Below are 14531 nucleotides of genomic sequence, written 5' to 3' on the forward strand. Positions count from 1 at the left end.
TTCTCGTACGGGTTCACGTGCGGCGGGGACGGGAGGGGGAAGGGGCGGGGCCTCAGCGGTGGGCCGTGGCGCGGCCGAGCAGCAGGCACACCAGCGTGCCCAGCGCGAGCGCCGCGGCTCCGGCGACGGCCAGTTGCACGGCGCGCGGCTGTCCGAGGCCCAGGAGCAGGGCCAGGCTCTGCGCGACGGCGGCCGAGGCGCAGACCACCGCGGCGGGCCGGACCGCCCCGAAGGACTGCAGGAGCAGCCCGGTCCACATCACGGCGCCGAGCAGCAGCAGGGTGGCGACCCGGACCCCGGTCAGGCCGGGTGCGCCGGGCCAGAGCAGGGTTCCGGTGAGGCCGAGGGCCAGCAGCACCACCAGGTAGGTGGCGAGGCACCGGGCGAGGGTGCTGAGCATCCGCAGCCGGAACTGCCGGGGCGAACGGGCCGCGCGCAGCCCGGCGAGGCTGCCGCTGCGGAACCGGTGGAGCAGCCATTCGGCGGGGCCCATGCTGAGGGTGAGCGCCACCGCCGAGGGGGCGGCGACCGCCTCGGCGGGGCCGCCGGCGAGCACCTCCCCCAGGGCCGCGTACAGCACGAGCAGACCGGTGCCCAGGCCGAACACCCCGTACGGGACGGAGTCCCCGAGCCGGGGTCCGCGCGGTGCGTACTCCTCCTCGGCGCCGCGCAGCATCTGCCAGCGCACCGGGCCCCCGCGGCCCGGCCGGTGTTCCGTCCAGGCGCGGACGCGGAGCACGAGGGTCCGTACGCCGTCGGCCAGCGGGAGTTCCCGTACGGCCAGGGCGCAGGCGGCCAGGAGGGAGGCCGTCAGGAGGAACACCCTGACCGGAACGGGCAGTTCCACGAGGAGCGTGAGCAGCGCCCCGGCGGCCATCGGGGCGAGCGCGGCCAGCAGCAGCCGCTCCCGCCCGAGGACGAGCAGGACGGTGGCGGCCCCGACGTACAGGGCCTGACCGGCCGCGAAGGCGTAGGAGAAGGGGGGCCCGCCGGGTACCGCCAGCGCGGCGGCGGTCCCCAGGAGGGCCCCCGCCGGGGCTCCGGCGAGCAGGGTCCGCCCGGCGGCGGCCCGGTCGCCGAGGCCGAGCCAGGAGTACGCCCGGTGGGACAGGGTCTGGTCCCAGACCCAGCCGATGAGCGCCCCGGCGAGCAGGGTGAGCGTCCCGGCGGGCAGCCCCAGCCGGTCCTTGGGCCCGTCCAGCAGGGGCGCGCCCAGCAGGTAGGCGAGCCCGGGCAGGGCGAAGATCACCCCGCGCAGGAGGCAGGCGGTGAGGGGCACCTTCCAGGGGTCGGGGACCCGGTCGGGCTCCGGGAAGGAGCGCGGCACCCGGGCGTAGAGCTCCTCGGCGAGGCCGAAGGAGTCCTGGCGTCCGTAGGCGAGGCGGATGTGCTCGTCGGTCATGCCGTCGGATTCCAGGACGGCGGCGATCTCGTCGGGGTGGACGGCGGCGGCGATGAAAGCGTCGAGGCGCTCGGCGAGTTCGTCCATCGGGTCGGCGGCCGGTCCGTCGCGTCCGTCGCGTCCTTCGCGTCCTTCGCGTCCTTCGCGGCGCGGCCGGGGGATGCCGGGCAGGGCGTCGGCCGCGTCGGCGGCGGGCGCCGTACCGCGCCCGGCGGCCGCGGCGTGCGCGACGGAAACCCAGCTCCCGTCCGGGCCGGGGGGCTTGAGCCAGAGCGATCCGCTCACCACAGGCTCCCGTCGGCGGCGAGTTCCTTGTACCAGGGGTCGGCGAGGCGCTGCGTCCACTCGTCGCCCACGTGGACGGGCAGGACGGGCTGGCCGGCGAGCTCGCGGTAGATGTGGCGGAAGCCGTCCACGGACTGGTGGAGCGTGAACTTCTCGACCACCCGCTTGCGGGACATCCGGCCCAGCTCCGCACGGCGTTCGTCGTCGCGGAGCAGGGCCAGGGTGGCGCGGGCCATGGTCTCGGGCTCGCGCGGCGGGACGACGAGGCCGGTGTCGCCGACGGCCTCGCGGACCCCGCCCACGTCGGTGGAGACGGTGGTGCGGCCGCAGGACATGGCCTCGATGATGGAGAAGGGGAAGCCCTCGCTGATGGAGGAGAGCATCACGATGGAGCCGGCCCCGTAGGCGCGGGCCACGTCGTCGATGCGGCCCTCGTAGGTGATCCCGTCGCTCACGCCGAGTTCGGCGGCGAGCTTCTCCAGCTTGAGCTTGTAGTCCTCGCAGCCCGCCGGGACCGGGCCGAAGAGGCGCAGCCGCAGGGCGGGGAGTTCCTCGCGCATGAACGCGTAGGCCCGGACGAGGGTTTCGAGGTCCTTGATGGGGTCGATGCGGCCGCACCAGCTCAGGGTGGGGACCTCCGGTTCGGGGCCCGCCTGGGGGAAGGCGTGCGGGTCGACGCCGTTGTAGACGGTGCGGATCCGCTCGGAGTCGGCGCCCCCGCGCTCCTCCCAGCGGCGGTTGTACTGGTTGCACGGGGTGATCAGGTCGGCCTGGCGGTAGCCCTCGGTGTTGAGCTCGCGGTAGAAGCCGAGCATGAGTGCCTTGACGGGCCAGCGCTGTTCGGCGCTGCGGTAGCCGAGGTAGCGCTCGCGCAGGTAGATGCCGTGCTCGGTGAGCAGGAACGGGACCTCGTCGAGGTACTTCGCGGCGAGCGCGGGGAGGGTGGCCAGTCCGCTGCTGACGGCGTGGGCGACGCTGTCGGGCGGGATCCGCACGGACAGCGGGCGCAGCGCGTGTTCCAGCAGGTCGGTGGCGGTGAGCGCGTCGTGGATGGTGGGCTCGGCGGCGGTGGTGACCAGACCGGGGCGGGTCCAGACGGTCATCAGCAGGCGCAGCACCGATTCGGACCGCAGGGCCGCGGCGAGCCGCCCGGCGCGGGCGAGCCGGGCCAGTTCGCGCAGGGATTCGGAGAACCCGCGTGCCGCGTCGGGAGCCGGGTCGAGCAGGGAGAGCAGGAAGGTCTCGTAGGTCTCGGCGAACGCGCGTCGGGCCTTGCCGCGCAGTCCGGAGCGCAGTCTGCGGGCCGGCGGAGCGCCCCAGAGGGGAACGCTGGTGTGGCGGTAGACGTTGCGCGGCAACTCCCAGGTGACCGGCTCGCGTCCCGAGCCGGTCAGGGCTATGACGTTGAAGTCGACCTCCGGCATGCCGCGGACCAGTTGGTCGCACCACGTGCTGACGCCCCCGTGGACGTGCGGGTAGGTGCCTTCGGTGAGCATGGTGACATGACGCCCATGGCTCATGCGGTGTGTCCCCCCAAGGACGGAAAAGGGGCCGGCGCCCGTGGTTGGCGGAGCGCCGGCGCTAGGTGGTACGCGTGGCTGTCTTGTACGTGCCCGGCTGGTCAGGGCAGGCGGAGCGTCACGGCATGTGCAGCGTGACGGCGCTCTGGAGCAGCTCGGGGGCCGTCCAGGTGGAGCGGGTGCCGGCGTAGGCGGTGCCGAAGTCCGCGGTGCCCAGCAGGAGCTGCTTCTTCGTGCCGGTGGGCGCGGTGACCGGGGCCACGACTCCGGAGGGCGCCTTGACGGTGACGTCCTTGCCGATGCGGTAGGCGGTGACCTGGTTGGCGGCGATCGCTGCGTTCCAGGCCGCGCGGCGCTGGAGCTCGACGCCGGTGTCCTTCATGCTCTGGTTCACGAGCGGCGCGCTGGGCGCGTAGAGGGTGCGGTAGCCGTCGAGGACCTGGTTGAGCACCGGGTAGAGGGTGCGGTCCTCGGCGAGGTTGGACTGGTGGACGTAGTGCGGGCGCGGGTCGTTGTTCAGGACGTGCCGCATGGCGGTCCTGGCCTCGGCCGGGACGATGTAGTTCAGGTAGCCGGTGGCGGCGTCGAGCGGGGCCGGCAGGCAGGTGGAGGTGCCGGGGTTGTCCTCGCAGATGCCGCTGCCGCCGTCGGCCCGGCTGGTGTAGATCCAGTTGTACTCGTCGGCCATCTCGGCGTTGGTGCCCGTGTTGTAGTACACGTTCATCGGGTACCGGGGGACGGTCAGCGCGGCGCCCACGGGCCGCTGCACGGGTTCGCGGGAGTTGTCGCTGCCCGCCCACTTCACGCCGTTGTCGGCGAGCGCGCCGGCCAGGTTGGGGTTGTCCTGGGGCTGCTGCGGAAGGGTCTTGAGGCCGGAGTGCTCACCGGTGACCAGTTCGGTGCGGTCGGTGGTGATGCCCTTGGAGGCGGCCCAGTTGTTGTTGTCCCGGATCTGCGCGGAGATCTCGGAGCGGCTCATGTAGTTGATCGCGCCGGCGCTGTTCTTCGTACAGGTCCAGGGCACGGTGGTGGTGTTCTGGACGCAGCCGAGGAACGGGTGGGTGTAGGTGTGGTTCATCCACCGGTACTTCGCCCGGTCGGCGATCAGCTGGGCGGTGAGGGCGTCGGTGTTGCCGTTCTCGGCCTTCCACTCCTCGCCCGCGCCCGCGTTGAAGAGCAGGTCGAGCTTGAAGTTCTTGGACGTCTGCCACTGCGCCAGGTACTGGGCGTCGGCGGCCGTCATCCGGATCGTGGACTCCTTGCCCTCGCCGCCGGCGCAGGCGTAGTCGCCCGGGGTGCAGTTCAGGTCCTTGTTCCAGCGGGCGTCGGGGGCGAAGACGTCGTCGACGTGGACCGCGAAGTAGTTGCGCTCCTGGCCGAGGTGGACTCCCTGGGTGACCCACTCGACGATGCCCCGGGCTAGCAGCCGGAACTGCTGCTGGTGCTGGTTGTAGCCGAAGGTGACGACCAGCTCGCTGCGCCCGTCGTGGGTGTACTCGCCGACCAGCGAGGCCCGTCCGGAACCGACCGGGGCGTCCAGGTAACTGGTGTAGCCGGTCCGCGGCTTGGCCATGAACCCGTAGCTCTCGGGGATCAGCGGCGAGTTGTCCTCGAAGGCCACCTGCCCCCCGAGGTAGGCGAAGGGGCCGGCCTTGCCGGCGGTGGTGACGGCGGCCTGCGTGCCGTCCAGGGTGCCGCTGAAGCCTCCGTTGTCGGTGTACTCCAGGCCGACGCCCGGGTGCGCCCAGGTGTAGGCGTCGACCTGACGGATCCCGTACGCCGTCTCGTACGCGGTGAGCGCGGCCATCTCCGCCGAGCCCTCCCCGAACGGGTTCTCGTTCGGCAGCACCACGCCCTGGAACTTGGCGCGCGGCCGCCCGTCGACCGTGTCGGCGAGGAAGGCCGCGTTGACGACCGGCCGGCTGCCGCTGCCCAGGTCGACGCGGGTGTACGGAACCCCCGTGTCACGGAGTTCCGCCGTGATCGCCTCGACCGAGCTCCCGCCGTCGTCGACGACGAGGACCCGCAGGTCGATCCGCGGAGTCACCGCGGCCTGCGCGGCCGCTCCGGGTACCGCGACGGATGCTATGGCCGCAGCGAGGCAGACGGCGGCGAGCCTGTTCATCCGGTTCTTGTGGACCATTTCGGCCTTTCCCCCCGCAGATCCTCGACTTCGGTCCGTGGCGCTGGGCCGGACCGGGGAGGCTTCTGTGGAAATGATGCAAAGGAACCCCGCGTCCCCTTGCGAGAGTGGTCCGAGTGTTTCGGACCTCATGAGGTCCGAGGGGCAAACGTGCAACAGAGGCCACAGATGGGTGAACCCGACGGCCACATGATCGAACAACTTGCCAAATCTTCGAGTGGCGTGCGGACGAGCGCGTGCGCGTAGGCTCGTTTCCGGCGGCCGACGGGCCCGAATACGATCGCTACGGATGGCCGTCCACCCACTCGGCCCACACCATCAAAACGGAAGCGAGAATTCACCACCGTGACTGCTCTGACTCTCAGCACTGCCGGACCGGCGACGCTGCGCGCCGACGCCCTCGTCGTCGGCGTGGCGAAGGGCCCCAAGGGCCCCGTCGTCGCCGCGGGCGCCGAGGCCGTGGACAAGGCGTACGACGGCAAGCTCGCCGCCGTGCTCGACGCGCTCGGTGCCTCGGGCGCCGAAGGCGAGACCACCAAGCTGCCGGCGCCGGACGGCCTCAAGGTCCCGGTCGTGCTGGCGGTCGGACTGGGCGCCCTTCCCGACACGGACGAGTCCTACGACGAGGAGGTGCTGCGCCGCGCCGCCGGCGCCGCCGCCCGTGCCCTGCACGGCACCAAGAAGGCCGCCTTCGCGCTCCCCCTCGACGACGCCTCCGCCGTCACGGCCGTGGCCGAGGGCGCGCTGCTGGGCGCGTACGCCTTCACCGCCTACCAGGGCGGCGAGAAGAAGGCCGCCGGCGCCAAGAACGGCGGCCCGAAGCAGCCGCTCGCCGAGATCGCCCTGCTCGGCGCCAAGCCGCGCGACAAGGACCACAAGGCCGCGGTCGAGCGCGCCACGATCCTGGCGACCGAGATCAACATCGCCCGTGACCTCGTCAACACCCCGCCGAACGACCTCACCCCCGAGGCCTTCGCCGCGGTCGCCTCCGCGGCCGCGAAGGAGAACGGCATCAAGGTCCAGGTCCTGGACGAGAAGGCCCTGGTCAAGGGCGGCTACGGCGGCATCATGGGCGTCGGCAAGGGCTCCGAGAACCCGCCGCGCCTGGTGAAGCTCACCTACACCCACCCCAAGGCGGAGAAGTCCCTCGCCTACGTCGGCAAGGGCATCACCTACGACTCGGGCGGCATCTCCCTGAAGCCGGCCGGCCACAACGAGACGATGAAGTGCGACATGGCCGGCGCCGCCGCCGTCTTCGCCTCCGTCGTCGCGGCGGCCAAGCTCGGCCTCCAGGTCAACGTCACCGGCTGGCTCGCGCTCGCCGAGAACATGCCCTCCGGCTCGGCCACCAAGCCCGGTGACGTGCTGCGCATGTACAGCGGCAAGACCGTCGAGGTCCTCAACACGGACGCCGAGGGCCGGCTGGTCCTGGGCGACGCGCTGACCAGGGCCTCCGAGGAGAACCCGGACGCGATCGTCGACGTGGCGACCCTGACCGGCGCCATGGTGATGGCCCTGGGTGACCGCACCTTCGGCATCATGGCCAACGACGACGCCTTCCGTACCTCCATCCACGAGATCGCCGAGGAGGTCGGCGAGGCCTCCTGGCCGATGCCGCTCCCCGAGGACCTGCGCAAGACCATGGACTCCCCCACCGCCGACATCGCCAACATGGGTGTCCGCATGGGCGGCGGCCTGATCGCCGGCCTCTTCCTCCAGGAGTTCGTCGGCGAGGGCATCACCTGGGCCCACCTCGACATCGCGGGCCCCGCCTTCCACGAGGGCGCCCCGTACGGCTACACCCCCAAGGGCGGCACCGGCTCCGCCGTCCGCACCCTGGTCCGGCTGGCCGAGCGCACGGCCACGGGCGACCTGGGCTGACACCCGGGAACCCGGCTCCACCCAGGCCCCGGCCGTGATCAGATTTTCTGATCACGGCCGGGGCCTGTTCGCTGCCAACGAAATCCGTAGGTTTCTACGCTGCGGTAACCCCCGGTTCGGGCAGAAGGACCTGACGCAGGGCAGGCCCGGCGTCCCGCGTTCCGCCGACAAATGCGAAGATGGGTTCTCGGCAGGACAGGGCCCCCACCACAGGGCCGAAGAAAAAGCGGCCGTATACCAGCCGCCGCCCGGTCACAGAGGACCGGTGCTCGGCGCACATGCATGGAGGACGTGACGTGGCGAACGACGCCAGCACCGTTTTCGACCTAGTGATCCTCGGCGGCGGCAGTGGCGGTTACGCCGCGGCGCTGCGCGCATCCCAGCTGGGTCTGGACGTTGCCCTGATCGAGAAGAACAAGCTCGGCGGCACCTGCCTGCACAACGGCTGCATCCCCACGAAGGCTCTGCTGCACGCGGGCGAGATCGCGGACCAGGCTCGCGAGGCCGCCCAGTTCGGTGTCAAGGCCACCTTCGAGGGCATCGACATCGCGGGTGTGCACAAGTACAAGGACGACATCATCGCGGGCCTGTACAAGGGCCTGCAGGGCCTTGTCGCCTCCCGCAAGCTGACCTACATCGAGGGTGAGGGCCGCCTCTCCTCGCCGACGTCCGTCGACGTGAACGGCCAGCGCATCCAGGGCCGCCACGTGCTCCTGGCGACCGGCTCCGTGCCGCGCTCGCTGCCGGGCCTGAACATCGACGGCAACCGCATCATCTCCTCGGACCACGCGCTGGTCCTGGACCGCGTGCCGGAGTCCGCCATCGTCCTGGGCGGCGGCGTCATCGGCGTCGAGTTCGCCTCGGCCTGGAAGTCCTTCGGCACCGACGTCACCATCGTCGAGGGCCTCAAGCACCTCGTGCCGGTCGAGGACGAGAACAGCTCCAAGCTGCTGGAGCGCGCGTTCCGCAAGCGGGGCATCAAGTTCAACCTCGGCACCTTCTTCGACAAGGCCGAGTACACCGAGAACGGCGTTCGCGTCACCCTCGCCGACGGCAAGACCTTCGAGGCGGAGGTGCTGCTGGTCGCGATCGGCCGCGGCCCCGTCTCCCAGGGCCTGGGCTACGAGGAGCAGGGCGTCGCGATGGACCGCGGCTACGTCGTGGTCGACGAGTACATGCAGACCAACGTGCCGACCATCTCGGCCGTCGGTGACCTCGCCCCGACCCTCCAGCTCGCGCACGTCGGCTTCGCCGAGGGCATCCTGGTCGCGGAGCGTCTGGCCGGCCTCAAGGCCGTCCCGATCGACTACGACGGTGTGCCGCGCGTCACGTACTGCCACCCCGAGGTCGCCTCCGTCGGCATCACCGAGGCCAAGGCCAAGGAGATCTACGGCGCGGACAAGGTCGTGGCCCTCAAGTACAACCTGGCGGGCAACGGCAAGAGCAAGATCCTGAAGACCGCGGGCGAGATCAAGCTCGTCCAGGTCAAGGACGGTGCCGTGGTCGGCGTCCACATGGTCGGTGACCGGATGGGCGAGCAGGTCGGCGAGGCCCAGCTGATCTACAACTGGGAAGCCCTGCCGGCCGAGGTCGCGCAGCTCATCCACGCGCACCCGACGCAGAACGAGGCGATGGGCGAGGCCCACCTGGCACTCGCCGGCAAGCCGCTGCACGCACACGACTAATCGTCACTGGGCGCGACGACCACTTCCGCACTTTCGTTAGGAGCAACTGAAACCATGTCGGTTTCCGTAACCCTTCCGGCGCTCGGTGAGAGCGTCACCGAGGGCACCGTCACCCGTTGGCTCAAGGCCGAGGGCGAGCGCGTCGAGGCCGACGAGCCGCTGCTCGAGGTCTCGACCGACAAGGTCGACACCGAGATCCCGTCCCCCGTGTCGGGCATCCTGGCCTCCATCAAGGTCGCCGAGGACGAGACCGTCGAGGTCGGCGCCGAGCTGGCCGTCATCGACGACGGTTCGGGCGCGCCGGCCGCTGCCGCGGCTCCGGCCGCCGAGGCCCCCGCGGCCCCGGCCGCCGAGGCTCCGGCCGCTCCGGCCCCCGTCGCCGAGGCCCCCGCGGCCCCGGCCGCCGCTGCCGCACCGGCTGCCGCCGGTACCGATGTCGTGCTCCCCGCCCTGGGCGAGTCCGTCACCGAGGGCACCGTCACCCGCTGGCTGAAGCAGGTCGGCGAGTCGGTCGAGGCCGACGAGCCGCTACTGGAGGTCTCGACCGACAAGGTCGACACCGAGATCCCCGCCCCGGTCGCCGGCGTCCTGCTGGAGATCCTGGTCGCCGAGGACGAGAACGCCGAGGTCGGCGCGCGTCTGGCCGTCATCGGCGCGGCGGGCGCGGCTCCCGCGGCCGCTCCGGCCGCCGCCGCTCCGGCTCCGGTCGCCGCCCCGGCTCCGGTCGTGGCCGCTCCCCCGGTCGCCGCTCCGGCTCCGGTCGCCCCCGCGGCCCCCGTGGCCGCTCCGGCTCCGGTCGCCGCTCCGGCTCCGGTCGCTCCGGCCGCCCCCGCCGCCGCCCCGGTTTCCACCGGTGACGAGGGTGCCTACGTGACCCCGCTGGTGCGCAAGCTCGCCACGGAGTCCGGCGTCGACCTGTCCGCGGTCTCGGGCACCGGTGTCGGTGGCCGCATCCGCAAGCAGGACGTCCTGGCCGCCGCCGAGGCCGCCAAGGCCGCCGCTGCCGCCCCGGCTCCGGCTGCTGCCGCTCCGGCCGCCAAGGCTCCGGCCGCCGCGGTCTCCGAGCTGCGCGGCCAGACCGTCAAGATGACCCGCATGCGCAAGGTCATCGGCGACAACATGATGAAGGCCCTGCACTCGCAGGCGCAGCTCAGCTCCGTGGTCGAGGTGGACATCACCAAGATCATGAAGCTGCGCGAGAAGGCCAAGGCCGGCTTCCTCGCCCGCGAGGGCGTCAAGCTGTCCCCGATGCCGTTCTTCGTCAAGGCCGCGGCCCAGGCACTGAAGGCCCACGCGGTCGTCAACGCCCGGATCAACGAGGACGAGGGCACCATCACCTACTTCGACTCGGAGAACATCGGCATCGCCGTGGACTCCGAGAAGGGCCTGATGACCCCGGTCATCAAGGGTGCCGGTGGCCTCAACCTGGCGGGCATCTCCAAGGCGACCGCCGACCTGGCCTCCAAGGTCCGCGGCAACAAGATCACGCCGGACGAGCTGTCGGGCGCGACCTTCACCATCAGCAACACCGGCTCGCGCGGTGCGCTGTTCGACACGGTCATCGTGCCCCCGAACCAGGTCGCCATCCTGGGCATCGGCGCGACGGTCAAGCGCCCGGTGGTCATCGAGACCGCCGAGGGCACGAACATCGGCATCCGCGACATGACGTACCTGACCCTGTCCTACGACCACCGCCTGGTGGACGGCGCGGACGCGGCCCGGTACCTCTCGGCCGTCAAGGCGATCCTCGAGGCCGGCGAGTTCGAGGTCGAGCTCGGCCTGTAAGGCTCTCCGCAACGGCGTTTCGACGCCCGTCGCACACGGCGCCCCCGCCCGGGATGAAAGTCCCGGGCGGGGGCGCCGTCGTCGTACCCTGGGCCCCTCCGGCCGACGGCTGTAACCAGCCTCACCCTGCGCCTCTGACCAGGAACGCATCGCGACGAGCGGCGCCGCCGTATTGTCTACGCATCAAGGCCCCGCATGCTCGCGCGTGCCCCTGCACACCCCCCAGGAGATGAAGCCCCGATGATCACCCCACCCGTCGTGCACTCGCTGCGCGAGCAGATCCGCGAGCACATCGTGGAGGGGATCGTCAGCGGGCGCTGGAAGCCCGGTGAGCGGATCGTGGAGCGCCGGATCGCCGTGGAGCTGGAGGTCAGCCAGACCCCCGTGCGCGAGGCCCTGCGCGAGCTGGAGACGCTGCGGCTGATCGAATCGGCGCCGAACAAGGGCGTGCGCGTACGGAACCTGTCGGCGGCGGACCTGGAGGAGATCTATCCGGTCCGCGCGGGCCTGGAGCAGATCGCGGCCGAGCTGGCCGCACCCCGGCTGGCGGCCGACTGCGCGGCCCTGGAGCCGCACGTGGCGGCCCTGTGGGAGGCCGACCGCAGCGCGGACGGCACGGCCCAGGTGCGGCACACCGTCGGCTTCCACCGGGAGATGGTGCGGGCCGCCGGGAACAGCGTGCTGCTGCACACCTGGGAGTCCCTGGGCATCGAGGTCTTCACGGCCCTGTCCATCCGGTGGCTGGGAACCGTCCAGAAGTCCTACGCCGAGGAGCACGAAGCCCTTGTGGACGCCTTCCGCAACCAGGACCCGGACATCGGCCTGCTCGTGAAGCGGCATGTTCTGGGGTGCGCGCCGAGGGCTTGACCTCACGCCTCGAGACCCGCCCGACCAGCCGCTTTAGCCCGTTTTGCCCGGCACTGGGTGCCCATTTTCATGGCACCCGGTGCCGACTTTTGTCAGATTGACGTTTCTTCGTCACTTTCATTTGATCGATCATCGATCAGCGCCTTACAGTCATCCGCGGACCCCACCCGGGTCCAACGACCCTGTCCTGCCCGTCAGGGATTTCTTCACCACCTCTCCTTTGTCCGGAAGGCGGCGCACACCGATGTCCGACCCCGTAGGAAAGCTTCCGAGCGAGCTCGACCAGCTCCCGGACCGCGACACCGAGGAGACCGCCGAATGGGCGGCCTCACTCGACGCCGTCGCCAAGGCCGCCGGTACGCGCCGCGCCGAATACCTGCTCCGTCGCACCCTTCAGCACGCCGAGGCCGCCGGCCTCGCGCTGCCGAAGCTCCTTGAGACGGACTACGTCAACACCATCCCCACCGCCGCGGAGCCGGAGTTCCCCGGCGACGAGGCGATGGAAGCCCGCATCACCGCGTGGAACCGCTGGAACGCGGCCGCCATGGTGACCCGCGGCTCCAAGTACGGCGTCGGCGGCCACATCGCCACCTTCGCCTCCGCCGCGTGGCTGTACGAGACCGGCTTCCAGCACTTCTTCCGCGGGAAGGAGGCCGACGGATCGGGCGACCAGCTCTACATCCAGGGCCACGCCTCCCCCGGCATCTACGCCCGCGCCTTCCTCGACGGCCGGATCTCCGAGCAGCAGCTCGACAAGTTCCGCCAGGAGTCCGGCGGCAACGGCCTGCCGTCCTACCCGCACCCGCGGCGCCTGCCGTGGCTGTGGGAGTTCCCGACGGTCTCCATGGGCCTCGGCCCGCTCTCCGCGATCTACCAGGCGCGCTTCAACCGCTACCTGCAGAACCGGAGCATCAAGGACACCGCCAACTCGCACGTCTGGGCCTTCCTGGGCGACGGCGAGATGGACGAGCCCGAGTCGACCGCCGCCCTGGCCCTGGCCTCGCGCGAGCAGCTCGACAACCTGACCTTCGTCATCAACTGCAACCTGCAGCGCCTCGACGGTCCGGTCCGCGCGAACTTCCGCGTGGTGCAGGAGCTGGAAGCCCAGTTCCGCGGCGCCGGCTGGAACGTCATCAAGTCGCTGTGGGGCTCCGCCTGGGACGAGCTGTTCCAACTCGACACCACGGGTGCCCTGGTACGCCGCCTGCGCGAGGTACCCGACGCGCAGTTCCAGACGTACGCGACCCGCGACGTGGCCTACATCCGCCAGCACTTCTTCGGCGCCAACGCCGAGCTCGTGCAGCTGGCCGGTGTGCTCTCCGACGCGAAGATCGCCGAGTGCTTCCACACCTCCCGCGGCGGCCACGAGCCCCGCAAGGTGTACGCCGCGTACAAGGCCGCCCTGGAGCACAAGGGTGCTCCGACGGTCATCCTCGCGCAGACCGTCAAGGGCTACACGCTGGGCGCCGGGTTCGAGTCGAAGAACGCGAACCACCAGATGAAGAAGCTGACGATCGACGAGTTCAAGGACATGCGTGACCTCCTTGGCCTCCCGATCCCGGACAGCGCCTTCGCCGACGGCCAGGTCCCGTACGGCCACCCGGGCGCGAACAGCCCCGAGGTGCAGTACCTGAACGAGCGCCGCGCGGCGCTCGGCGGCCCGGCCCCGGCCCGCAAGGTCAAGCACGTGGCCCTGCCGGCTCCGGCGGACCGTTCCTTCGCCCCGCTGCTCAAGGGCTCCGGCAAGCAGGAGATGGCCACCACCATGGCCTTCGTCCGGCTCGTCAAGGACCTGATGCGGGACAAGGAGACCGGCAAGCGCTGGGTTCCGATCGTCCCGGACGAGGCCCGCACCTTCGGTATGGAGTCCCTCTTCCCGTCGGCCGGCATCTACTCGCCGCTGGGCCAGACGTACGAGCCGGTCGACCGCGACCAGCTCATGTACTACAAGGAAGCCAAGGACGGCCAGATCCTCAACGAGGGGATCACCGAGGCCGGCGCCATGGCCGACTTCATCGCCGCCTGCACGTCGTACGCGACGCACGGCGAGCCGATGATCCCGTTCTACATCTTCTACTCGATGTTCGGCTGGCAGCGCACCGCCGACCAGATGTGGCAGCTCGCCGACCAGCTCGGCAAGGGCTTCATCGTCGGCGCCACCGCCGGCCGCACCACCCTGACGGGTGAGGGCCTGCAGCACGCGGACGGCCACTCGCACCTGATCGCGTCCACGAACCCGGCGTCGCTCAACTACGACCCGGCCTTCGCGTACGAGATCGCGGTGATCGTCAAGGACGGTCTGCGCCGGATGTACGGCGAGAAGCCGGAAGACGTCTTCTACTACCTGACGGTCTACAACGAGCCGAAGCCGCAGCCGGCCATGCCCGAGGGCGTGGAAGAGGGCATCCTCAAGGGTCTGTACCGCTTCAACACGGCGGCGGACCTGGCGGAGGCCGCTCCGGCCGCCGACGCCCCGAAGATCCAGCTGATGGCCTCCGGTACGGCCATCCACTGGGCCCTGGACGCGCAGAAGCTGCTCGCCGCCGACTGGAACGTGGCCGCCGACGTCTGGTCCGCCACCTCCTGGGGCGAGCTGCGCCGCGACGCGCTGGAGTGCGACGAGGCCCTCCTGCGAGGAGAGCTGCGCACCCCGTTCGTCACCAGCGCCCTGGAGGGCGTCACCAGCCCGGTGCTCGCCGTCTCCGACTGGATGCGTCAGGTCCCGGACCAGATCAGCCAGTGGGTCGAGCAGGACTACACCTCGCTGGGCACGGACGGCTTCGGCCTCTCCGACACCCGTGAGGGTGCCCGCCGCCACTTCGGTGTCGACGCCCAGTCGATCGTGGTGGCCGCGCTGGCCCAGCTCGCCCGCCGCGGCGAGGTCCCGGCGTCCTCCATCAAGGAGGCCCGGGAGCGCTACGGCCTATAGGCCCCCGCGTTCTTCAGCGACCGTGAGGCGGTCC

Annotated in this window: 8 protein-coding genes; 5 read left to right on the forward strand and 3 right to left on the reverse strand. The window is 71.1% G+C overall.

Annotated elements, in window-relative coordinates; translation table 11 throughout:
- Window positions 1-52 precede the first annotated feature (52 nt).
- From OG435_RS14100 to OG435_RS14110, 3 genes are all read right to left on the reverse strand, one after another.
- Complete coding sequence (locus OG435_RS14100; RefSeq protein ID WP_266877168.1) at window positions 53-1687, reverse strand: hypothetical protein; 1635 nt, start codon at window positions 1685-1687, stop codon at window positions 53-55.
- Complete coding sequence (gene pelF / locus OG435_RS14105) at window positions 1684-3207, reverse strand: GT4 family glycosyltransferase PelF (protein ID WP_266877169.1); 1524 nt, start codon at window positions 3205-3207, stop codon at window positions 1684-1686. The genes OG435_RS14100 and pelF overlap by 4 nt, the downstream gene beginning before the upstream one ends.
- Window positions 3208-3325: 118 nt before the next feature.
- Complete coding sequence (locus OG435_RS14110) at window positions 3326-5350, reverse strand: hypothetical protein (protein ID WP_266877170.1); 2025 nt, start codon at window positions 5348-5350, stop codon at window positions 3326-3328.
- A 345-nt stretch (window positions 5351-5695) separates the two neighbouring features.
- Between OG435_RS14110 and OG435_RS14115 the strand changes: the two genes are divergently transcribed.
- The 5 genes from OG435_RS14115 (at window position 5696) to aceE (ending at window position 14497) form a co-directional block, all read left to right on the forward strand.
- Window positions 5696-7231 (forward strand): leucyl aminopeptidase, encoded by a 1536-nt coding sequence (locus OG435_RS14115; RefSeq protein ID WP_266877171.1) that lies wholly within the window; start codon window positions 5696-5698, stop codon window positions 7229-7231.
- A gap of 296 nt (window positions 7232-7527) precedes the next feature.
- Window positions 7528-8916: a dihydrolipoyl dehydrogenase gene (gene lpdA, locus OG435_RS14120; RefSeq protein WP_250742547.1), complete on the forward strand. Its 1389-nt coding sequence runs from the start codon at window positions 7528-7530 to the stop codon at window positions 8914-8916.
- A 54-nt stretch (window positions 8917-8970) separates the two neighbouring features.
- Window positions 8971-10701 carry a 2-oxoglutarate dehydrogenase, E2 component, dihydrolipoamide succinyltransferase gene (gene sucB, locus OG435_RS14125; protein WP_266877172.1) on the forward strand — a complete coding sequence of 577 codons (1731 nt, stop codon included), beginning with the start codon at window positions 8971-8973 and terminating at the stop codon, window positions 10699-10701.
- Window positions 10702-10944: 243 nt separating this feature from the next.
- Window positions 10945-11568, forward strand: coding sequence for a GntR family transcriptional regulator (locus tag OG435_RS14130; protein WP_266881726.1), 624 nt, complete (start codon window positions 10945-10947; stop codon window positions 11566-11568).
- A gap of 244 nt (window positions 11569-11812) precedes the next feature.
- Window positions 11813-14497, forward strand: coding sequence for a pyruvate dehydrogenase (acetyl-transferring), homodimeric type (gene aceE / locus OG435_RS14135; RefSeq protein ID WP_266877173.1), 2685 nt, complete (start codon window positions 11813-11815; stop codon window positions 14495-14497).
- Window positions 14498-14531 lie beyond the last annotated feature (34 nt).

The organism is Streptomyces sp. NBC_01264 (assembly GCF_026340675.1).
Lineage (GTDB): Bacteria > Actinomycetota > Actinomycetes > Streptomycetales > Streptomycetaceae > Streptomyces.

What these genes read in the sequence shown, in the direction of transcription:
- aceE (WP_266877173.1), top strand. Translation starts at nt 11,813, where the DNA reads ATGTCCGACCCCGTAGGAAAGCTTCCGAGCGAGCTCGACCAGCTCCCG.
- sucB (WP_266877172.1), top strand. Translation starts at nt 8,971, where the DNA reads ATGTCGGTTTCCGTAACCCTTCCGGCGCTCGGTGAGAGCGTCACCGAG.
- OG435_RS14110 (WP_266877170.1), bottom strand. Translation starts at nt 5,350, where the DNA reads ATGGTCCACAAGAACCGGATGAACAGGCTCGCCGCCGTCTGCCTCGCT.
- pelF (WP_266877169.1), bottom strand. Translation starts at nt 3,207, where the DNA reads ATGAGCCATGGGCGTCATGTCACCATGCTCACCGAAGGCACCTACCCG.